Genomic DNA, 21,107 nt, shown 5'->3' with positions numbered 1-21,107 from the left:
ACCGCGCGAACTGTCGCTCAGCCCGTGAAGTCGGCTGCGGGGCCCGCCGCCAGCCGCTCCGCGGCCTGCAGCAGGTGCGCGGTCACGGGGTGCGCCGGGCGCGCGAACACCGTCGCGGCGGGGCCGTGCTCGACGACCGCGCCCCGGTGCACGACGAGCACGTCGTCGGCCATCCGGCGAACGGCCCGCAGGTCGTGCGACACGAACACCATCGCCACACCGGTGTCGTCGCGGAGCCGCTCGAGCAGGGTCAGAACGGCGTCCTGCACGGTGGCGTCGAGGGCGGTGACCGGCTCGTCGAGGATGATCACCTCGGGGTCGGTGGCCAGCGCCCGGGCGATCGCGAGTCGCTGCCGTTGCCCACCGGACAGGGTCAGCGGCGACCGCGGCCGGAGCGCCGGGTCGAGGTCCACCTGGCGCAGGGCTGCGTCCACCCGGGCGGCGAGGGAACCACGGGCGCGGCGGTCGTCGCCCCGCGAGAACGCGTCGGCGACGACCCGCTCGACCGACCACCGCTCGTCGAACGTGGCGCCGGGGTCCTGCACGACGGCCGCGACCCGGTGGCGTCGGGGTCGTCGGTCGTGTTCGGGGAGTGGTGCCCAGGGCGCTCCGTCGAGCGAGACCGTGCCGGCGTCGGGCGTCTCGAGCCCGAGGAGCATCCGCGCCAGGGTGGTCTTGCCCGACCCCGAGGCGCCGATCACCCCGAGCACTCGCCCGCGGTCGAGCCCGAACGACACGTCGTCGACGGCGCGGACGCCCTCGTGGTCGCGCGCGAGCCCCGTGGCGACGAGGACCCCCGTCGCACCATGCGAGGTTGCGCGCTGGGTGCCGCGGTCGCCGATCGGCGCACGGTGCGTGGACGTGAGCTCGGTGCGAGGTTGCCCGCTCGGTGCGTCGTCAGAGGACTGCACGGAGCCATCAACCTCGCACCGGTCGACCAGATCGGCACCGTGCGCCGCGCGCACCAGGGCTTGCGTCGCGGCGTGCTGCGGATCCTGCAACACCGAGGCGACCGGACCCTGCTCGACGATCCGGCCCTCGTGCATGACGGCCACCCGGTCGGCCCACCCGGCGACGAGCCCGAGGTCGTGCGTGATGACGAGCAGCCCCGCCCCGCGCTGCTGTGCCGCCCGCAGCTGCTCCATCACGGTGACCGCGACCCCGGCGTCCAGTGCGGTCGTGGGCTCGTCGGCGACCACGAGCGCCGGCGACCCGATGGTGGCCGCGGCGATGAGGGCCCGTTGCCGCATCCCGCCCGACAGCGTGCCGGCGAGTCGGCCGTCGGTCGCGATGTCCGGGTCGAGGCCCACCGCGCGCAGGGCATCGCGCACGGCGTCCACGCGCTCGGCCGCACCCATCTCGGTGTGCAGGCGGAGGCTGTCGGCGACCTCGCGTCCGACGGGACGCAGCGGGTCCAACGCGCCCAGGGCCTCCTGGCCGACGTAGCCGACCCGAGACCCGCGCACCTGGCGCCACCGACGATCGGAGAACGCGCGGACGTCGAGGCCGGCGACGGTGAAGGCGTCGGCGCGGACGGCGGAGCCGGGCGCGGACAGGCCGAGTGCGGCGCGGGCGGTGACGGTCTTGCCGGAGCCGGACGCGCCGACCAAGGCGACGCTCTCGCCAGCGTCGACCCGCAGCGCGACGTCGTGCACGATCGGCGTGCCCGCGATGGCGACGTGCAGCGCCTGGACCTCGAGGACAGTGGTCATCGGACGACTCCTGTTCGGCGGATCGCGCGACCGAGCACGGTGACGGCGGTCGCGAGCACCACGATGGCGAGCCCGGGGAAGGTGCTCATCCACGGTGCGGTCTGCAGGTAGGTCCGGCCGTCGGCGAGCATCGCGCCCCACTCCGGAGCCGGGGGCGGTGTGCCGACGCCGAGGTAGCTCAGCGCCGAGGCCCAGACGATCGCCTGACCGACGCCGAGTGTCGCGACCGCGACGACGGGCCAGAGTGCGGTCGGCAGGACGTGCCGGACCACGATGCGGACGGGGGAGCGGCCGAGCAGCACGGCGGTCTCGACGAGCTGCGACGACCGGGCCGCGCGGACCAGACCACGGACGATGCGGGCGTAGCCGGGGGCGGTGGCGAAGCCCACGGCGAGCACGGCGGGCACCGGGCCGGGGCCGGTGACGGCGATGACCACCAGGGCGACGAGCAGCAGCGGCAGGGCGAACGCGACCTCGGTGACGCGGCCGATCACTGCGTCGAGCAGTCGGCCGACACGTCCGGCGCCGGCGCCCAGTCCGGCGACGACGCCGAGAACGACGCCGGTCCCGCCGCCGATCAGGGTCGCGGCGACACCGACCACGAGCGAGGCCCGCGTGCCGGCGACGACCCGGGACAGGACGTCGCGTCCGGATTCATCGGTGCCGAAGGGGTGCGCCCCGCTCGGCGCGAGGAGCGCCTCGGACGGGTGCACCGCGAGCGGGTCCGCGCCGCCGAGCAGCGCCGGCCACGCGGCCGCCACGACGGCGAGCACGACCACGGCGCCCGCGACGGCGCCGGGGACGCCAAGGCCCCGCCGCCGGCGACGTGCTGCTGCCGGTCGTCCGTCGACCGGTTCACCGGCCAGGAGGCTCGGCTCGGCGATGCCGCTCACCGCGCCGCCGCCTCGGGGCCGGGTCCACGGCGTCGCGCGGCTCGCGGGGCACCGGTGCGCGGGGTGCGCGGGCGCCGGCCTCCGGTGCGCGGGTCGACGACGCGTTCGACGAGGTCGGCGATCGCGAGCACCACGACGTAGGCCGCGGCGGACACCAGCGCGATGCCGGCGACGAGTGGCATGTCCCGCTGCGTCACCGCGGTCACCAGGGCGCGACCGATGCCGGGCAGCGCGAACACGGATTCGACGACGACGGCGCCGGACACGAGGGACCCGAACGCCCAGGCGGACAGGGCGATCCCGGGCAGCGCCGCGTGGCGGAGCAGGTGCCGGGCGAACAGCCCGAGGCGGGTCTCGCCACGGCCCCGCGCGGCGAGGGCGAAGGCGGATCGTTGCGCGTCGACGACCCCGTCGCGGACGGTCTCGGCCAGGTACCCGGCGACCGGGACGGCCACCGTCAGCACCGGGAGCACCCAGCCGCGCACGGTTCCGTCGCTGACCGCGGGCACCCAACCGAGGGCGCTCGCGAACACCACGATGAGCACGCTGCCGAGCCAGAAGTGCGGCATCACGCTCGCGGTGACGCTCAGCGCGCTCGTCAGCCCGGCTGCGAACCGACCGCGCTGCGTCGACCACCAGGCCGCGACGATCGCCAGGACCCAGGCGACGACGAGCCCGGCCACCGCCAGGGTGAGCGTGACGGGCAGCTGCTGGCCGAGCAGCGTCGCGACCGGGGTGCGGAAGGCGTACGAGTCACCGAGCTGCAGGGTGGCGAGGCGTCCGAGGAACACCGCGTACTGCACGAGCACCGGCTGGTCGAGGCCGTACTCGTGCCGGACCTGGGCGACGGCCTCGGCGGAGGCCTGCGAGCCCGGACCACCGAGGATCGCGAGTGCGGGGTCGCCGGGGATGAGCCGGATCGCGACGAACACGATCGTCGCGACGGCCCAGAGCACGCCGATCCCGCCCGCGAGCCGTCGGACGGCCCACCACACCCAGGGCATCCGCGTCAGCGGTCGATCCAGGCCGTGCCGAACCAGGGCGTGGACACCGAGGTCGTCTGGATGCCGTGCACGGCCGAGCGCACCAGGAAGTGGTTCTGCTGGTCGTAGAGGGGCAGCACGGTGTCGCTCGCCAGGATCGTCTTCTGCGCCTGCTCGTACAGGTCGGCGCGCTCGTCGGCGTCCGAGGTGCGGGCCGCCTGCTCGAGCAGGGTGTCGAGTGCGGGGTCGTCGAGCTGCGCGAGGTTCGCGAAGTACCCGGACGGTGCCGGCTCGATGCTCGCGCTGTCGTACAGGATGCGCAGGACGTCGGGGCCGACCTTCGTGTACGGGGCGCTGACCACGTCGTACTCGTTCGCCGCGAGGGCCGCGTACCAGCTGGACAGGTCGAGTTCGTCGAGCACGACCTTGAACCCGACGGCCTTCTCGGACGCCTGGATCTGCTGGAACAGGCTGCGCTCGGCCGGCACCGACTGGTTCGTCGACACCGGGAACGTCACGGTGAGCTGCTGGCCGTCCTTGACACGGATGCCGTCCGACCCGACCTTCCAGCCGGCGTCGTCGAGCAGCTGCTTCGCCTTCGACGGCGAGTAGTCGAACCGGCTCTTCTCCGAGTACGCCAGCGGTTCGGCACTCGAGAGCACGGAGTACGAGCGCTTCGCGGTGCCGAGGAACAGCGACTGCAGGCCGGGGTCGATCTCGGCACCCGCGATGAACGCCTGCCGCACGGCCTCGTCACGGAACACGCCGTGGCCGGAGTTCAGCTCGAGGCGGTTCGAGGCACCGGGGCGCGGGGCGTCGAGGTCGCGGATGGCGCCCTTCGCCGACGCTGCCTTGAGCTGGTCGGGCTGCGCGTTGTCGATGACGTCGACCTGGCCGGACTGCAGCGCCGCGTAGCGCGACGTCGAGTCGGGCAGGAACCGCCACGTGATGCCGGACAGGCGCGGCTTCGTCTTCCCCCAGTGGTCGCTGTTCTTCGTCAGGGTGACGCGGTCGCCGTGCTTCCACCCGGTGACCTCGAACGGGCCGGTGCCGACGGGCGACTCGCAGTTCGTCGCCTGCTTGCGCTCGAGTGCCTTCGGGGACTCCATGCCGACCCACGGCTGCGAGAAGGACTCGAGCAGCGCGCTGTCCGGACGGCTCAGCGAGAGCGTCACGGTGTGGTCGTCGGTGGCCGTCGCCTTCGTGATGGACTGCAGCGCGAGGTACCCGGTGCTCGAGGCGGTGGCCGGGTCCTGCACGTGCTCGATGTTCGCCACGACGGCGGCGGCGTCGAACGGGGTGCCGTCGGTGAAGGTGACGTCGTCGCGCAGCGTGAAGGTGAGGGTCTTGCCGTCGTCGCTCGTGGTCCACTTCGTCGCGAGCTCGGGCGTCGGCTCGCCGTCCTCGAGCCCGACGAGCTCCTCGATGTACTGCGTCGCCAGGAGCGCCTGCGGGTAGTTGCCGCCGACGTGCGGGTCGAGGCAGGTGGGCTCGGCATCGCCGGAGGCGTACGTCAGGGTCCCGCCGCTCACCGGCTTGCTGCTCGTGGTGCTCGTCCCGGCGCCGCTGCACCCCGCGAGGACGAGGACGACGGCGGTGGCGCTCGCGACGGCGGCGACGGTTTTCTGTACTGAGTCCAAGATCATGGCTGGACGAGTCTAGCGGTTTACTGGGGCCCATGGACGAACCGATCCGCCGCGGTGGCCGGCCCCGACGCTCGAGCGCCGAGGTCCTCGCGGACGCCGCTGCCGAGCTGTTCCTCGAGCAGGGGTACGCACGCACCACGGTCGACCAGATCGCCGTGCGTGCGGGGGTCAGCCGCGCGACGTTCTTCAACTACTTCACGGCGAAGTCGGACGTGATGTGGCTCGAGCTCGACGCCGCGGTCGCGGGGCTGCCCGGGTACCTGGCGGCCTCGACCGAACCCAGTGCGGTGCGTGCGGTGGAGCAGGCCCTGCTCGCCGCGGCCCGGGCCCACGACCCCGAGCGGGTGCCGTGGGCGGTCGCGCAGGCCGAGGTGATGGGCATCGGCTCCGAGCTCGTCGCCGGGGTCGCCGTCCGGGTGATGGCGCAGCACGGGGCCGTCGCCGCCTTCGTGGCCGGGCGCACGGGGGAGCAGCCGGGGTCGCTCTGGCCGCAGACGGTCTCGGGCGCGGTGCTCGGGGCGGCTGCTGCGGCGTTCGGGGTGTGGGTCGCCGACGGGGTGGCCCGCCGGCCGCTCGTCGAGTACGTCGCGGCGGCGCTGACCCCGGTGGTCGCCGGCCTCGACGCCCGCTGACGCCGGCGACGCTCGCCCGCGCGTCAGTCGGTGCGCAGCGTCCCGGCGCCGCCGGCGGCCACGTCCGAGGCCGTCCCGTCGCGCACCACCTCGGGCACCTCGTCGCTCGTCGGCCGCAGCGAGGCGTCGCCCGGGTAGCTCAGCGTCAGCACGGCTTCCTCGATGTACGGGCTGTCCTCGAGCGACTTCTCGACGTCGCGCAACCGCACCGCGACGTGCTCCTCGTTCTCGTTGCCCGTCAGGTCGACGGCGGCGACGAGGTACACCCGCGACGGTCCGACGAACTCCAGGTGCAGGTAGGTGACACGTTCGATCTGCGAGCGGCCGAGCAGCTCGACGAGCACGGCGTTCTCGAGCTCGGGCGACGTGCTCTCGCCGAGCAGGAAGCGGCGGTTGCGGTCGATGAGGATGATCGCCACGACCCCGAGCAGCAGGCCGATCGCGATGGACCCGATCGCGTCGAAGATCGCCAGGCCGGTGATCTGGTGCAGGAACACCCCGAGGAACGCGACGACGAGGCCGATGAGCGCAGCGGCGTCCTCGGCGAACACGGCCCGCAGCGTCGGGTTCGAGGACTGCAGCACGTGGCGCAGCACCGGCACCTTGCGCTTCGTCGCCGCTCCGTGCGCCTGGCGGTAGGCCTGCAGGAAGCTCGTGCCCTCGAGGCAGAACGACAGCGCGAGCACGATGTAGTTGAGCAGGACGTCCTCGGCCGGACCCGTCTCGCCGAGCTCGGAGATGCCGTGGTAGATCGACACGATGGCACCGGCGGTGAACAGCCCGAACGCGGCGAACATCGACCAGATGTAGGTCTCGCGTCCGTACCCGAGCGGGTGTGCGGTGTCGCGCTTCCGCGCGCCCCGTCGTTCGGCGACCAGCAGGAAGATCTCGTTGCCGGTGTCCGCCCACGAGTGCGCTGCCTCGGCCACCATCGAGGCCGAACCCGAGATGAGCGACGCGATGGTCTTCGCGATCGCGACGAGCAGGTTCGCGCCGAAGGCGATGATGACGGTGAGGGAGGACTCCGGGCGTTCGCCGGAGGCAGAGTCGTCGGGCATCCCTCCAGCATGCTCCCGTCCGCTAAACTCGTGTCACACGAGCGTCGATCCGGCCATCACCGGGGAGCTCCCGGAAGAACGCGGTCCGCGCGAGCGGCTCGTCAGTAGAACCGGGCGGACCGGGCCGCACCGAACCCGAACACGAGCGGTCGTGACGTGCGGACAGCACGGCATGGCAAGCGAGGTGGTACCGCGGAGCGTGCTCCGTCCTCGTGGAGATCGAGCGAACCCACAAGGAGTCCCGGTGCCGTACCCGTTGAACGCCGATGCCGATGGCGTCGTCCCCTCGCCGTCCTTCCCCGCCGTCGAGCGGGGGATCCTCGCCTTCTGGAAGGGCGACGACACGTTCCAGGCGTCCATCGACCAGCGCCAGGGCTGCGACGAGTGGACCTTCTACGACGGCCCGCCGTTCGCGAACGGCCTGCCGCACTACGGTCACCTGCTGACCGGGTACGCGAAGGACGTCTTCCCGCGCTACCAGACCATGCGCGGCAAGCAGGTGCACCGCCGCTTCGGCTGGGACACCCACGGGCTGCCCGCCGAGCTCGAGGCGATGCGCCAGCTCGGCATCACCGAGAAGCACGAGATCGACGAGATGGGCGTCGACGTGTTCAACGCCGCCGCCAAGAAGTCCGTGCTGCAGTACACCGACGAGTGGCAGCAGTACGTCACCCGCCAGGCGCGCTGGGTCGACTTCGAGGACGACTACAAGACGCTCGACACGACGTTCATGGAGAGCGTGCTGTGGGCGTGGAAGCAGCTCTGGGACAAGGGCCTGGCGTACGAGGGCTTCCGGGTCCTGCCGTACTGCTGGAACGACCAGACGCCGCTGTCGAACCACGAGCTGCGCATGGACGACGACGTCTACAAGATGCGCCAGGACCAGTCCGTCACGGTGTCGTTCCCGCTGCAGGGTGCGCGCGCCGAGTCGCTCGGGCTGGCCGGCGTGCGTGCGCTCGCCTGGACGACGACCCCCTGGACCCTGCCCACGAACGCCGCGTTGGCCGTCGGGCCTGCGGTCTCGTACGTGGTGCTCCCTGCGGGGCCGGGAGGCGCGGCTGACGGCGCCGACGCCGGTTCCGTCTCGTACCTGTTGGCTTCGGACACCGTGGCCGCCTACGCGAAGGACCTCGGCTACGAGACGGCCGAGGACGCCGCTGCCGCGGTCGTCCGCACCCTGACGGGTGCGGAGCTCGACGGCGTCGAGTACGAGCGCCTGTTCGACTTCCTCGCCGAAGCCGAGGGCATGGAGCACGCCTGGCGCATCCTGGTCGCCGACTACGTCGAGACCGGCGAGGGCACCGGCATCGTGCACCAGGCCCCGGCCTACGGTGCCGACGACCAGGTGGTCTGTGCTGCCGCCGGCATCCCCGTGGTGCTCTCCCTCGACGAGGGCGGGGTCTTCACCTCGCAGTTCGGCGAGGTCGCCGGCATGCTCTGGTCCGACGCGAACAAGCCCCTCACCAAGGCCGTCCGGGACGCCGGTCGTCTGCTCCGCCAGGCGTCCTACGAGCACAGCTACCCGCACTGCTGGCGGTGCCGGAAGCCCCTCATCTACAAGGCCGTGTCGTCGTGGTTCGTGCGGGTCACCGACTTCCGCGACCGCATGGGCGAGCTCAACCAGGACATCAACTGGGTGCCGGAGAACGTCAAGGACGGCCAGTTCGGCAAGTGGGTCGGCAACGCCATCGACTGGTCGGTGTCGCGCAACCGCTACTTCGGCACGCCGATCCCGGTGTGGCAGTCCGACGACCCCGAGTACCCGCGCACCGACGTGTACGGCTCGCTCGAGGACATCGAGCGCGACTTCGGCCGCCTGCCGCTGAACGCCGACGGCGAGGTCGACCTGCACCGCCCGTTCATCGACGACCTGACCCGCCCGAACCCCGACGACCCCACGGGGAACTCGACGATGCGCCGGATCACCGACGTGTTCGACGTCTGGTTCGACTCCGGGTCGATGCCGTACGCCCAGGTGCACTACCCGTTCGAGAACCGGGAGTGGTTCGAGTCGCACAACCCGGCCGACTTCATCGTCGAGTACATCGGGCAGACCCGCGGCTGGTTCTACGTCATGCACGTGCTGTCCACCGCGCTGTTCGACCGACCGGCCTTCAAGAACGTCATCAGCCACGGCATCGTCCTCGGCTCGGACGGTCAGAAGATGTCGAAGTCGCTCCGGAACTACCCGGACGTCTCCGAGGTGTTCGACCGCGACGGTGCCGACGCCATGCGCTGGTTCCTGATGTCCTCGTCGGTGATCCGCGGTGGCAACCTCGTCGTCACCGAAGAGGGCATCCGCCAGGGTGTCCGCGAGTTCATGCTCCCGCTGTGGTCGACGTACTACTTCTTCACCCTGTACGCGAACGCCTCGGGGCCGGGCGGGTACCAGGCGCAGCGCCGGACGGATTCGACCGACGTCCTCGACCGGTACCTGCTCGCGAAGACCCGGGTGCTCGTGTCCGACGTGCAGCAGCACCTCGACGCGCTCGACACCCCGCTCGCGGCCCAGGCCGTCCGTGACTTCGCCGACGTGCTGACGAACTGGTACGTCCGCCGGTCGCGCGACAAGTTCTGGACCGGGGCCGACGGCGCGGCAGGGGACGACGCCCGTGCGGCGTTCGACACCCTGTACACGGTGCTCGAGACCCTGACCCGTGTGGCGGCCCCGCTCGCCCCGCTCGTCACCGAGGAGATCTGGAAGGGCCTGACCGGTGGTCGGAGCGTGCACCTGACGGACTTCCCCGACGCTGCCGAGTTCCCCGCCGACGACGCCCTCGTCGCGGCGATGGACCGCGTGCGCGACGTCGCCTCGAAGGGCCTCGCGCTCCGCAAGGCGACCGGCAAGCGCGTCCGGCTGCCGCTCGCCACGCTCACCCTCGTGGTGCCGGACCCGGCGGCGGTCGAACCGTTCGCCGACATCCTGCGCGACGAGCTGAACGTCAAGCGGGTCGTGCTCGAGGCCCAGGCCGAGGAGTCCCTGGCGCAGTACGGCATCGAGCGGAAGCTCACCGTCAACGCCCGCGTCGCCGGCCCGCGCATCGGCAAGGCCGTGCAGCAGGTGATCCCGGCCGCGAAGAAGGGCGACTGGACCACGACCGAGTCCGGCGTGACCGTCGGCGGGGTCGACCTGGTCGAGGGCGAGTACACGCTCGACCTCACCGTCGCCGACCCGTCGGTCGCCGTGGCGTTCCTCGACGAGGGCGGCTTCGTGGTGCTCGACACCGTGACCACGCCCGAGCTCGAGGCCGAGGGGCTCGCCCGCGACGTCGTCCGCGCCGTCCAGCAGGCCCGACGCGACGCCGACCTGGACGTCAGCGACCGCATCGTCCTGACCCTCGGGGTCGACGATGCCGCCGACGCGTCGGTGCGCACCCACCAGCAGCTCATCGCGGGGGAGACCCTGGCGACGAGCGTCGAGATCGTGCCCCTCGGGGCAGGCGCCACCACCGATGTCGGTGACGGCGCGAAGGTGACCGTGGAGGTGTCACGCGCATGAGCGACGACGACCAGTACGACGAGCACGACCCGCACGACCAGCACGACCAGCACGACGAGGACGGCATCCGGATCCCGGTGGGGCCGTCCGGTGACGCTCCGGTCGAAGCCGTGCCGTACGGCGGTGACGACGACGAGGTCAAGCGCGTCGAGGCCGCCCTGTACGCCCGGATCGGTGAGCAGTCGCCCGAGCACCGCCTGACCGCGACCCGTCGCGCCGTCGAGCTGCTCGGCGACCCGCACCTGGCGTACCCGGTGATCCACGTCACCGGCACGAACGGCAAGACGTCCACCGCGCGCACGACCGAGAGCATCGTCCGTGCCCACGGTCTGCGCACCGGTCTGATGACGAGCCCGCACCTGGTGTCGATCCGGGAGCGCATCGTCATCGACGGGCAGCCGATCGAGCCGAGCCGGCTCGTCGAGAACTGGGACGACATCGCCCCGGTCCTCGAACTGACCGACCAGGAGCTCACCGCCAAGGGCGAGCTCCCGCTCACCTTCTTCGAGGCACTGACCGTCCTGGCCCTGGCGTGCTTCGCCGAGGCGCCCGTCGACGTCGCCGTGATCGAGGTCGGCATGGGCGGCGAGTGGGACTCCACCAACGTCGTGCAGAGCCAGGTCGCGGTGTTCACGCCGATCGCCATCGACCACGCGAAGCAGCTCGGCAGCACGGTGGCGGAGATCGCGCGGACCAAGTCCGGGATCATCAAGCCGTCGTCCGCCGTGGTGTCGAGCGAGCAGGTCCCCGAGGCACTCGTCGAACTCGAGCGTGCCGCCGAGCTCACCGAGTCGACCCTGGCCGTCGAGGGCACCGGTTTCAGCGTCGTGGACGTCACGCCGGCGGTGGGCGGTCAGCTCATCACCGTGCAGGGGATCGCCGGCCGCTACGACGACCTGTTCCTGCCGCTGTTCGGGCGGCACCAGGCGCACAACGCGGCCGTGGCGATCGCCGCGGTCGAGTCGTTCCTCGGTCGGGGCACCCAGGCGCTCGACGAGGACGTCCTGTCCGAGGGCCTCGCCGGTGCCACCAGCCCGGGTCGCCTCCAGCCGATCGCCACCGACCCGACCGTCGTGGTCGACGCGGCGCACAACCCGCACGGCGCCAAGGCCCTGGCCGAGGCCCTGCCGGTGGCGTTCCCGTCCGAGCACGTCGTCGGCGTCGTCGGGATCCTCGGCGACAAGGACGCCCGCGGGTTCGTCCGCGCGCTGAAGGGCACCGTCGAGACCTTCGTCGTCACGCAGCCCCCGGGGGAGCGTGCCCTCGACGCGGACGCCTTCGCGAAGGTCGTCGTGGACGAGGTCGGCGCGGACCGGGTCGTCGTCGAACCGTCGCTCGCCGCCGCGCTGCAGCAGGCACGCGACCTGGCGGACGAGGCGGACGCCGAGGACGCCCTCGTGCTCGTCGCGGGCTCCATCGTGATGGTGGGTGCGGTCATGGACCTGGTCCACCGGGAAGGCGAGACGAAGTGACGAACGCACCCAGGGCCTCCCGGCCGGCGCGCGCACCGCGCACCCGGAAGCCGCGACGCGACCGCGGGGCGCAGGAGAGCCTGCTGTCGATCGCGCTCGTGCTCGAGGCGATCATGTTCTTCTTCCCGATGCTCGTCGTGTTCGGCAAGGGGACCCTGCCGCCGGCCCTGGCGTTCGGCGGCGGCATCGGTGCGATGGTCGTGCTGGCGCTGGCCTCACGTCTGACCGGCAACCCCGCCGGTGTAGGGTTCGGGTGGCTGCTGCAGGCGGCCATCCTCGCCACCGGGTTCATCGAACCGTTCATGTTCGCGGTCGCCGTGGTGTTCCTGGCGCTGTGGGTCTTCTGCTTCGTCAAGGGCGGTCAGCTCGACCGCCAGAACGCCGCGCGCCGGGCCGCCATGGGCGAGGACTGACCACCCCTCCGATCCCGCGAACACACTAGGAGTACTGCGTGTCCGACCTCGAAGAGACCCTCGTCCTCGTCAAGCCCGACGGCGTCGCCCGCCAGCTCACCGGTGAGATCCTCCGCCGCATCGAGTCGAAGGGCTACGAGATCGTCGACCTGAAGATGCTCACCGCGCCGCGCGACCTGTTGGACGCACACTACGAGGAGCACCAGGGCAAGCCGTTCTTCGAGCCGCTCGTCGAGTTCATGCAGTCCGGTCCGGTCGTCGCCGTGCGCGTCGCCGGCAACGGCGTGATCGCCGGCTTCCGGTCGCTCGCCGGCACCACCGACCCCACCAGCGCCGCGCCCGGCACCATCCGTGGCGACCTCGGTCGCGACTGGGGCCTCAAGGTGCAGCAGAACCTGGTGCACGGGTCGGACAGCACCGAGTCGTCGGCGCGCGAGCTCGCGCTCTGGTTCGCCTGAGACGCCGGGGGAACGACTCGTGACGAACAACGACCGACCCACCAAGAACGAGCGTCGCCAGCACGCGCGTGAGGTCTCGCGCCAGCGCGCCGATGCCGAGAAGCGTCGCAAGCGCCGCAACAAGTGGTTCCTGCAGGGCGGCATCGGCCTGGGCATCATCGCGATCGCCGCGATCATCACGCTCGTCGTGGTGAACGTGAACAACGCACCCGCCGTGTCCGCTGCCGGGCCGAAGAACATGGCCACCGGCGCGATCCAGTTCACCGGCGAGGGCGGCGAGGTCACCCCGGTGACCACGAAGGCCGTCACCGCGAAGGGCACCCCGTCGGCAGTCCCGACGTCGAACACCGACGGTGCGGTCGCGGTCACCGAGTACGTCGACTGGGCCTGCCCGGTCTGCAAGCAGTTCGAGGCCGCCTACGCCGACCAGATCCTGGACAAGGTGAAGTCGGGCGACGCGACGCTGGCCATCCAGCCGGTGTCGATCCTCGACAACAGCTACGCCGGCTCGCGGTACGCGAGCCGCGCGGCGAACGCGGCGATGTGCGTCGCGAACTACGCGCCGGACAAGTTCCTGGACGTCCAGACGCAGTTCTTCGACAACCAACCGGCCGAGGGGACGAGAGGCTTGACGAACGCCGAGATCGCGAAGTTCGTGAAGGCGGGCGGCGCGACCGGGTCGAACGTCTCCGAGTGCCTGTCGACCGAGCAGTTCAAGGGCTGGGTGACGAAGTCCACGAAGCTCGTCACCGCGGACGAGGCACTGCAGGGCACGCGGGGCTTCGGCACGCCGACCGTGGTCGTCGACGGCAAGCGCCTCGACGACCTCAGCACGGTCATCACCGCGATCGACGCCGCGGCGAAGTAGCACCACCTGCACGAGCGAAGGCCCCCGCTTCCATCCGGAAGCGGGGGCCTTCGTCGTCGCGCTGCCTCGTGCCTACGCGGCGCCGCCGTTCTGCTCGACGAAGGACGCGAAGGCGTCGGTGTCGGTCAGGGAGCCGGTGAACTGCTTGCCGTTCACGATGATCGTCGGGGTGCTCGTCACCTTGTCGAGTGACGAGTTCGGGATCGGGTCGTTCATCACCCGGTTCGTGGCGTCGGCGACCCACCCGGCGAAGTGCTGCCCGGTGATGCACGAGGTGACCTTGCTGTTCGTCGCGCCGGCGTCCTTCGCCAGCGACGCCAGCTCGTCGTTCGTCAGGCCCTTGGTGCTCTCGGACGGCTGGTTCTCGTAGAGCGACGTGTTGTACGCCAGGAACGCGTCGGGGTCGTAGTTCGCCACACAGGCGGCCGCGGCGGCGGAGCGGGTGGAGTACTTCGACCCGAGCGACACCCGGTCGAGCAGGTTGAACGGGTGCAGTTCGAGCGTCGCGGACCCGGCCTTCACCCACTGCTCGATCTGGTCCATCTGCGCCGTCTCGAACTGGTTGCAGTACGGGCACATGTAGTCCGAGTACACGGTGATGTTCGCCACCGAGTCGTCCTGCTCCGTCGCCGTCGGGGTCCCGCCGTCGGGTGTCGCCTTCGTCTCGACGGGCACGATCTCGCCGCTCTGGCCGGTGAACAGGATGCCGTCGCTCGCCATGTTCCGCGGCCCGGGCCCCGCGGGTTGCACCGAGTTCGCGATCACCAGGACGACCACGGCGACGACCGCCAGGCTGCCGACGATGATGCCGCTGATCCCGAGCGTCTTGTTGCGGCGACGTCGGGCCTGCTCCTGCACCCGGGCTTCGCGAGCGCGCTCTCGGGCGGCGTCGCGACGGACCTTCTTGCTCTCGTTCTCGCTCATCGAGATCGAGCGTAGGTGCTGCCCGGAGGTCGATCGGGCGTCCTGCCTGGGAAGCCCCCAGGAATTCGGTGACGCGTCATCGAAGCGTCATGGGCGCCGCATCGGGGACGCCCAGCAGCGGATCAGAAGACCGTCAGGATGGTCGGGAACTTGATGATGATCGTCACGACGATGAACAGGTAGTTCGCCAGCGGGAACGCCCAGCAGAACGGGAGCAGTGCCCGGCCGACCCGCTGGGTGCGGGCACCGAAGCGGCCCTGCGCGGCGTTCCAGATCGTGAACACCCAGAACATCGGGATCGTCATCGACCACACGAGCATGCACCACGGGCACAGCGCGCCGATGAACCAGACGGTCTGGGTGAAGAGCCACGTCACGAAGACCCACGCCAGGAACACGCCGGCGTTGAACGCGATCCAGAACCACCGCGAACCGTTGCGGAAGCCCGCGAGCATCATCACCGCGACGGCGATCGGCGCCACGAAGCCCATCACGCCGAGCAGTGGGTTCGGGAACCCGAACAGGTGGCCCTGCCAGCTCGCCATCACGTCCGAGCAGCTGATGAACGGGTTCACGTCGCACGAGAGCACCGTGTCGGGGTCGGCGTACTTCTTGAACTCGTCGAGCACCAGGGAGAAGGACCCGTACAGGCCGACGAACCCGGTGATCAAGAGGAAGACGGCCATCGCGATCGGACGACGGGGGGCAGGCGCTGACGTGCTCACGCCGTCATCATCGCATGTGGCTTCCGGTCCTTTCCGGGAGCGGCGTGCGATACTGGCCGGAGGTCGTGCGGGCAACCGCAGACCGAAGAGAGCTTTCCGGGCAGTGCCCCACGGGGCAGTGTCCGGACGATCAGGTGCGGTGAGAGCGCACCGTGGTCGGGACAGCGTCACTCCGACGCCGAGCCGACCCGGGCCGGGTGCCCGGACCGGAACGGCAGCGGACGCAACGAGAAGTTGACGCAGACCGATCACGAAGACAGCGAGCGCGGGGCGTCGACGCCACCGCCACAACCAAAGAATTCCCGCCGCCTGACAAGGGTGCGAGTGGGGCCGAGGAGTGCGCCAGTCCATGGTGGAGCAGAACAACGACAACACGACCAACGACGAGAACGCCCCGAAGCGTCGGACCCGCCTGTTCGGCGGACGCCGCGCCCGGTCGTCCGGCCAGCAGGTCGCGGCCGACGCCGTGCAGGTGCCGGCCGTCGACGAGTCCCTCGCACTGACGGACGGGGCACCGGCGGACGGGGCACCGGCAGAAGCCGTGTCCGTCGCGGTCGAGGCCGTCTCCGCGCAGAGCGCCGAGCCGGACGACGTGAGCACTCTGACCGGCGACCTGCCGGTGGTCACGGCCGAGCCGACCGAGCCCGCAGCCGACGTGGCGGAGCCGAGTGGTGCCTCCCGTCCGACCGAGACCGAGCCGACGGCCGAGGCGAGCGAACCCGCCGCCCCAGCCGAGCCGTTCGTCCCGAAGGCGACGAGCACGCTCAGCCTGATCTTCCACGCCCCCGTCCTGCCGGAGCTGCCGCGCCGTGCCGCGCGGTACGAGCGCGACGAGGACGACCGAGACGACCGCTACGAGCGCTCCGACCGCTCCGAGCGATCCGAGCGCGAGGACCGGTTCGACCGCGATGACCGGTACGACACCGACGAGCGTGAGGAGCAGGGCGGATCCCGCCGGCGCTCGCGTCGTCGGGGGAGCAGCGCCGACCGCGAGGCCCGTGCGCCCCGCGAGCCGCGCGACCACCAGGAGCCCCGCCGCCGCGAGCCCGAGCTCATCACCGAGCCGCAGCGCATCAAGGGCTCGACCCGGCTCGAGGCGAAGAAGCAGCGTCGCCGCGACGGCCGTGACGCCGGACGCCGCCGCCAGGTCGTGAGCGAGGACGAGTTCCTCGCCCGCCGCGAGAGCGTCGACCGCCAGATGATCGTGCGCTCCAGCTCGTCGACCATCGAGATCGGCGTGCTCGAGGACGGCATCCTCGCCGAGCACTACATCACCAAGTCCGAGAACGTGTCGCTGATCGGCAACGTGTACCTCGGCAAGGTGCAGAACGTCCTGCCCTCGATGGAGGCCGCCTTCGTCGACATCGGCCGCGGCCGCAACGCCGTGCTGTACGCCGGCGAGGTCGACTGGAACTCGGTCGACACCAGCCACGGCCGTCGCATCGAGGCCGCGCTCAAGCCGGGCGACAAGGTCCTGGTCCAGGTCACGAAGGACCCCGTCGGCCACAAGGGCGCCCGCCTGACCAGCCAGGTCTCGCTGCCCGGTCGCTACCTGGTCTACGTGCCGAACGGCTCGATGAACGGGATCTCGCGCAAGCTGCCCGACACCGAGCGTGCGCGCCTGAAGAAGATCCTGAAAGAGGTCCTGCCGGAGCACGCGGGCGTCATCGTGCGCACCGCTGCCGAAGGTGCGACCGAGGAGCAGCTCACCCGCGACGTGCAGCGCCTGACCAGCCAGTGGGAGGCCATCCAGAAGAAGGTCGCCGGTGGCCAGGCCCCGGTGATGCTGCACTCGGAGCCGGACCTGCTCGTCAAGATCGTGCGTGACGTCTTCAACGAGGACTTCACGAAGCTCATCATCGATGGCGAGGCCGCCGGCGGCACCATCGACGAGTACCTGTCGGCCGTAGCGCCCGACCTGAAGGACCGCGTCGTCCGCTACGAGGGCCCGGACTCCTTCGAGGAGTACCGCCTTAACGAGCAGATCGACAAGGCGCTCGACCGCAAGGTCTGGCTGCCCTCCGGTGGTTCGCTCGTCATCGACCGTACCGAGGCCATGACGGTCGTCGACGTCAACACGGGCAAGTTCGTCGGCTCCGGGGGCAACCTCGAGGAGACGGTCACGAAGAACAACCTCGAGGCCGCCGAGGAACTCGTCCGCCAGCTCCGCCTGCGCGACATCGGCGGCATCATCGTCGTCGACTTCATCGACATGGTGCTCGAGGAGAACCGCGACCTCGTGCTCCGTCGCCTGATCGAGTGCCTGAGCCGCGACCGCACGAAGCACCAGGTCGCCGAGGTCACCTCGCTCGGCCTCGTGCAGATGACCCGCAAGAAGATCGGCGTCGGCCTGCGCGAGTCGCTCGACGAGGTCAACGCGAAGGTCAACGACAACAACGCCGACCCGGGCCCGAGCAAGGGGCGTCGCAAGGGACGCAGCGGTGCCGGTGGCAACGGCAGCGGCAGCAACGGCAACGGTGGCAACGGGCACGGCAACGGCGGGGGCAACTCCGGCGGTGGCTCGGGTTCCGGTTCGTCGAACGGGCAGTCGAGCCAGACGCACCAGATCACCGACGACGTGAAGAGCGCGCTGTCGCGGATCGCCGCCTCGACGATCCCGCACGAGGACTCGCCGGCTTCGCCGACCTCGGCGGAGGCACCGGCTTCGGCCGACGTCCCCGCAGCGACGTCCGCGTCCGACGACTCCGGAGCGGGCGAACAGCCCACCGGGTCGAAGCGTCGGCGCCGTGGCGGCCGTGGTGGACGGAGCGGTGAGCAGTCGAACGCTGCCGCGACCGAAGCCACCGAGGTCACCGAGTCGGCGCCCGTCGCAGTCGAGGCGGAGGCCGCTGTCGAGCCGAAGCAGGCCGAGCCGAAGCGCGACCAGCCGAAGCAGGCTGCGCCGAAGCAGGCGGTCGCCGAGGCTGCTGCTCCTGCAGCCGAACCGAAGGCCAAGGCCCCGGCCCGCCGTCGGGTCAGCTCCAGCGCGACGGTGACCCCGACCGACAACACGGTCGCGATCCTGGACATCCCGCTCAACGCCGCCCCGAAGCGCGAGCCGCGTCAGGTCGCCCCGGACGCCGAGTCGCTGTTGGACTCCGTGCTCCAGGCGCTGCCGGAGCCGAAGCAGCCGGGTCAGGGTCGTTCGCGGTCCCGCCGGGTGTCGTCGCCGAGCATCAGTGCCCCGGCCACGACCGAGGGTGCGTCCGGCGAGGACGCCGACGGCTCCGTCATCCTGGGGAACTGAGCGTGACGAACCCCGGTGACCCGCAGCAGGATCGTGGGTACTACGGTGCGGGCTGGCAGCAGCCCGCACCGCCCGGACCCGGGGGAGCCGGCGGTTCCGCGCCGCCGTACGGTGGGCAGCCTGGTGGGCAGCCGCCGTACGGTGGGCAACCTGGCGGGCAGCCTGGTGGGCAGCCGCCGCACGGCGTCCAGCCCGCTGCCGGGGTGCCCTACGCCCCGCCGCGACCGCCGCGTGCACCGGCTGATCCACGTCGGGCCTTCGCGCCCGGCGCCTCGGTGAACAACACCGCAGGGGCGCTCATCGCCGTGGTGTCCCTCGTGCTGGTCGAGTTCGTGTCCGGCATCGTCGGGCTCATCGGGACGTCGCTCGTCGTCAGCCCGTTCGCGCACTACGGCGCGGGTGCCAGCCTGGTCGGCAGCTTCATCGCCTCGGTGTTCCTGGCGCCGTTCCCGTTCTACGCGGGGGCGTTCCTGGCGCTGGCGTTCCTGACGCCGATCGCCCGCCGCAGTCCGCTGCCGACCGTGCTGCTCCGTGCGGTGCTCGCCGGGGCTGCTGGGACGATCGCCCTCGCGCTCGTCGGTGTCTTCACGGGGGCGTTCGGCGCGATCACCTCGGGCAGTTCCCGACTCGTGATCGACGTCGTCACGAACCCGCTCCGCAACGGCGTGCCGTTCACGGTGATGCTCCTGGCGAGCGCGACCGCGGCGTGGCTGTGGCTCGGGCGCCCGCGACGGAACCGTGGCACCGCGCCGACGTCCGGTCTGCCGGGGACGGTTCGGCCCGCCGACGCCGTCCCGCCCGCGACCGTGCAGCCGGGGCCGCAGCAGCCGCAGCAGGGCCCGTACGGACAGGGTCTGGTCCAGCCGGACCCCCACGGGCAGTACGGCGGCCAGTACGGCGCACAGCCCCGTCCGGACCAGCAGCAGCCGCCGGCAGCCCCCTGGGGCGGTCCAGCGCCCCGCTGACCTCGGGTTGTGCGGTCGTGCGTGCCCTCGGTCGTGCGGGCGGTCGCTGCACGGTGCGAGGTTGACCACATGGTGCGGCCTTCGTACCTCGCACCATGTGGTCAACCTCGCACGGTGCGCACGTGCCCGAGCCGCGACCGCGGTCCTGCGCGGTGCGGCGTCCGCCTGTCGTCGCACCGTGCGAGGTTCTCCGGGCGGTGCAGCGGCCGCGGCACGGTGCGAGCCTTTGGCGACGCACCGTGCTGCCGACCTCGCACGCTGTGGGCAACCTCGCACGGTGCGCGGACGCCTGCGAGCCGGCCGCGCACCGTGCGACAGGACGGGCGTGGCGGGCGTTGGCCGGGCCTCCCGTCCGCACCGTGCGCGGTTGCAGACACCGTGCGAGCCGGCGTGCCCCGCACCGAGTCGGGAACCTCGCACCGTGCGTGCCGGACGCACGCGCGGCGCGTCAGTGGGCGCGCTTGTCGCGCTGCGCCACACGCAGGCCGCTGCGGATGAGCCGCAGCACGAGCTCCCGGCCGGACACCGCAGAGGCCCCCGCGGCGACCAGCTCGTCGTACTTCGCGAGCGGCACGTCGTAGTGGTCGTGGTCGAACGCACGACGCGGCACACCGGCGCGTGCAGCGAACGCGTGGAGTTCCGCGTAGGATTCATCACTGACGAGGTGCGACCACAGAGTGTCGTGAGCGGGCCACGTCGGTGGGTCGATCAACACGGTCACCGTGCAATCGTACGTGTGTCGCCGTTTGACCGGACCCATGGGGATCGAGTATTCTCGATCCCTGGTGTCAGCGGGCCGTTCTGCCTGCGTCGCCGATCGGGCCCGGCCTTCCGGGAGCCGCTCGTGCAGAAGTGGGCACCCGAGACTTCCCTCAAGCAGAGTTACGTAAGGATTTCCACGTGGTTTACGCAGTAGTGCGCGCCGGCGGCCGTCAGGAAAAGGTCGAGGTCGGCACCATCCTGACCGTCGACCGTGTCAAGGCGGACGACAAGGGCAACATCGACCTCGCCCCCGTGCTCCTCGTGGACGGTGACAAGATCACGTCGGCGGCTTCCGAGCTCGTCAACGTGACCGTCACCGCCGAGGTGCTCGACGACCTGCGCGGTCCGAAGGTCATCATCCAGAAGTTCAAGAACAAGACCGGGTACAAGAAGCGCCAGGGTTTCCGCGCTGAACTGACCCGCGTCAAGATCACGAAGATCGCGTAAGGGAGTCAGCTCATGGCACACAAGAAGGGTGCGAGTTCCACTCGCAACGGTCGTGACTCGAACGCACAGCGCCTCGGCGTGAAGCGCTTCGGTGGCGAGGTCGTCAACGCCGGTGAGATCATCATCCGCCAGCGTGGCACCCACTTCCACCCGGGCGCCAACGTCGGCCGCGGTGGCGACGACACGCTGTTCGCCCTCTCGGCCGGTTCGGTCGAGTTCGGCACCAAGGGTGGCCGCAAGGTCATCAACATCGTCAACGCGTAGTCGCGACGATCAGCTTCAGCGGGAGGGGCGGGCCGAGTGCCCGCCCCTCCTTCGCTTTTCCCGCCGACGGATGCCGCCGGCACAACGCGCTGACGAATCTCGTCGGCACAACGCGCCGACGGATCACGTCGGCACAACG

General features: G+C 71.2%; 18 protein-coding genes. 10 read left to right on the top strand and 8 right to left on the bottom strand.

The window, feature by feature from the left end; genetic code table 11:
• Positions 1–17: 17 nt before the first annotated feature.
• From M4960_RS14455 to M4960_RS14440, 4 genes are read right to left on the bottom strand one after another with little or no spacing between them, the layout of a single operon-like run.
• The gene (locus M4960_RS14455; RefSeq protein WP_248704602.1) at positions 18–1,712 is read right to left on the bottom strand and encodes an ABC transporter ATP-binding protein; all 1,695 of its coding nucleotides are present in this window, start codon (positions 1,710–1,712) and stop codon (positions 18–20) included.
• Complete coding sequence (locus M4960_RS14450) at positions 1,709–2,605, bottom strand: ABC transporter permease (RefSeq protein ID WP_248704601.1); 897 nt, start codon at positions 2,603–2,605, stop codon at positions 1,709–1,711. The genes M4960_RS14455 and M4960_RS14450 overlap by 4 nt, the downstream gene beginning before the upstream one ends.
• Positions 2,602–3,609 (bottom strand): ABC transporter permease, encoded by a 1,008-nt coding sequence (locus M4960_RS14445; protein ID WP_248704600.1) that lies wholly within the window; start codon positions 3,607–3,609, stop codon positions 2,602–2,604. Before M4960_RS14445 ends, M4960_RS14450 begins: the two co-directional genes overlap by 4 nt.
• Before the next feature lie 5 nt (positions 3,610–3,614).
• Positions 3,615–5,234 (bottom strand): ABC transporter substrate-binding protein, encoded by a 1,620-nt coding sequence (locus M4960_RS14440; protein ID WP_248704599.1) that lies wholly within the window; start codon positions 5,232–5,234, stop codon positions 3,615–3,617.
• 32 nt (positions 5,235–5,266) lie between these two features.
• On the opposite strand from M4960_RS14440, the gene M4960_RS14435 reads away from it, so the two are divergent.
• Positions 5,267–5,866 carry a TetR/AcrR family transcriptional regulator gene (locus tag M4960_RS14435; RefSeq protein ID WP_123938849.1) on the top strand — a complete coding sequence of 200 codons (600 nt, stop codon included), beginning with the start codon at positions 5,267–5,269 and terminating at the stop codon, positions 5,864–5,866.
• A gap of 23 nt (positions 5,867–5,889) precedes the next feature.
• On the opposite strand, the gene M4960_RS14430 is transcribed toward M4960_RS14435, so the two are convergent.
• The gene (locus M4960_RS14430) at positions 5,890–6,924 is read right to left on the bottom strand and encodes a cation diffusion facilitator family transporter (RefSeq protein WP_123938848.1); all 1,035 of its coding nucleotides are present in this window, start codon (positions 6,922–6,924) and stop codon (positions 5,890–5,892) included.
• Between the two features lie 244 nt (positions 6,925–7,168).
• Here M4960_RS14430 and ileS point away from each other — a divergent pair, with 244 nt between their 5' ends.
• From ileS to M4960_RS14405, 5 genes are read left to right on the top strand one after another with little or no spacing between them, the layout of a single operon-like run.
• The gene (ileS, locus tag M4960_RS14425) at positions 7,169–10,423 is read left to right on the top strand and encodes an isoleucine--tRNA ligase (protein WP_248704598.1); all 3,255 of its coding nucleotides are present in this window, start codon (positions 7,169–7,171) and stop codon (positions 10,421–10,423) included.
• The gene (locus tag M4960_RS14420; RefSeq protein ID WP_248704597.1) at positions 10,420–11,895 is read left to right on the top strand and encodes a folylpolyglutamate synthase/dihydrofolate synthase family protein; all 1,476 of its coding nucleotides are present in this window, start codon (positions 10,420–10,422) and stop codon (positions 11,893–11,895) included. Before ileS ends, M4960_RS14420 begins: the two co-directional genes overlap by 4 nt.
• The gene (locus M4960_RS14415) at positions 11,892–12,308 is read left to right on the top strand and encodes a DUF4233 domain-containing protein (protein WP_248704596.1); all 417 of its coding nucleotides are present in this window, start codon (positions 11,892–11,894) and stop codon (positions 12,306–12,308) included. Before M4960_RS14420 ends, M4960_RS14415 begins: the two co-directional genes overlap by 4 nt.
• A 38-nt stretch (positions 12,309–12,346) precedes the next feature.
• Positions 12,347–12,766, top strand: coding sequence for a nucleoside-diphosphate kinase (gene ndk / locus M4960_RS14410; RefSeq protein ID WP_111084529.1), 420 nt, complete (start codon positions 12,347–12,349; stop codon positions 12,764–12,766).
• 19 nt (positions 12,767–12,785) lie between these two features.
• Positions 12,786–13,634 carry a thioredoxin domain-containing protein gene (locus M4960_RS14405; protein WP_248704595.1) on the top strand — a complete coding sequence of 283 codons (849 nt, stop codon included), beginning with the start codon at positions 12,786–12,788 and terminating at the stop codon, positions 13,632–13,634.
• 72 nt (positions 13,635–13,706) lie between these two features.
• On the opposite strand, the gene M4960_RS14400 is transcribed toward M4960_RS14405, so the two are convergent.
• On the bottom strand, positions 13,707–14,558 hold the full coding sequence (locus tag M4960_RS14400; protein WP_248704594.1) for a thioredoxin domain-containing protein: 852 nt from the start codon (positions 14,556–14,558) through the stop codon (positions 13,707–13,709).
• A gap of 122 nt (positions 14,559–14,680) precedes the next feature.
• Positions 14,681–15,283 carry a vitamin K epoxide reductase family protein gene (locus M4960_RS14395; RefSeq protein ID WP_243648896.1) on the bottom strand — a complete coding sequence of 201 codons (603 nt, stop codon included), beginning with the start codon at positions 15,281–15,283 and terminating at the stop codon, positions 14,681–14,683.
• A 349-nt stretch (positions 15,284–15,632) separates the two neighbouring features.
• On the opposite strand from M4960_RS14395, the gene M4960_RS14390 reads away from it, so the two are divergent.
• Complete coding sequence (locus tag M4960_RS14390) at positions 15,633–18,530, top strand: Rne/Rng family ribonuclease (protein ID WP_248704593.1); 2,898 nt, start codon at positions 15,633–15,635, stop codon at positions 18,528–18,530.
• Positions 18,531–18,805: 275 nt separating this feature from the next.
• Positions 18,806–19,495, top strand: a complete 690-nt coding sequence (locus tag M4960_RS14385) for a hypothetical protein (RefSeq protein ID WP_248704592.1) — start codon at positions 18,806–18,808, stop codon at positions 19,493–19,495.
• 448 nt (positions 19,496–19,943) lie between these two features.
• On the opposite strand, the gene M4960_RS14380 is transcribed toward M4960_RS14385, so the two are convergent.
• Entirely contained in the window at positions 19,944–20,216 is a 273-nt protein-coding gene (locus tag M4960_RS14380) for a DUF4031 domain-containing protein (RefSeq protein ID WP_123313478.1), read from the bottom strand.
• Positions 20,217–20,395: 179 nt separating this feature from the next.
• On the opposite strand from M4960_RS14380, the gene rplU reads away from it, so the two are divergent.
• Positions 20,396–20,704 (top strand): 50S ribosomal protein L21, encoded by a 309-nt coding sequence (rplU, locus tag M4960_RS14375; protein WP_111084536.1) that lies wholly within the window; start codon positions 20,396–20,398, stop codon positions 20,702–20,704.
• 12 nt (positions 20,705–20,716) lie between these two features.
• Positions 20,717–20,968, top strand: coding sequence for a 50S ribosomal protein L27 (gene rpmA / locus M4960_RS14370; protein WP_071257351.1), 252 nt, complete (start codon positions 20,717–20,719; stop codon positions 20,966–20,968).
• The last annotated feature ends 139 nt before the right edge of the window (positions 20,969–21,107 follow it).

The sequence above is a fragment of the Curtobacterium sp. MWU13-2055 genome, from assembly GCF_023242305.1.
Taxonomy (GTDB): domain Bacteria; phylum Actinomycetota; class Actinomycetes; order Actinomycetales; family Microbacteriaceae; genus Curtobacterium.
The sequence above is the reverse complement of the archived record's forward strand: the minus strand, read 5'-3'. Positions and strand labels throughout refer to the sequence as shown.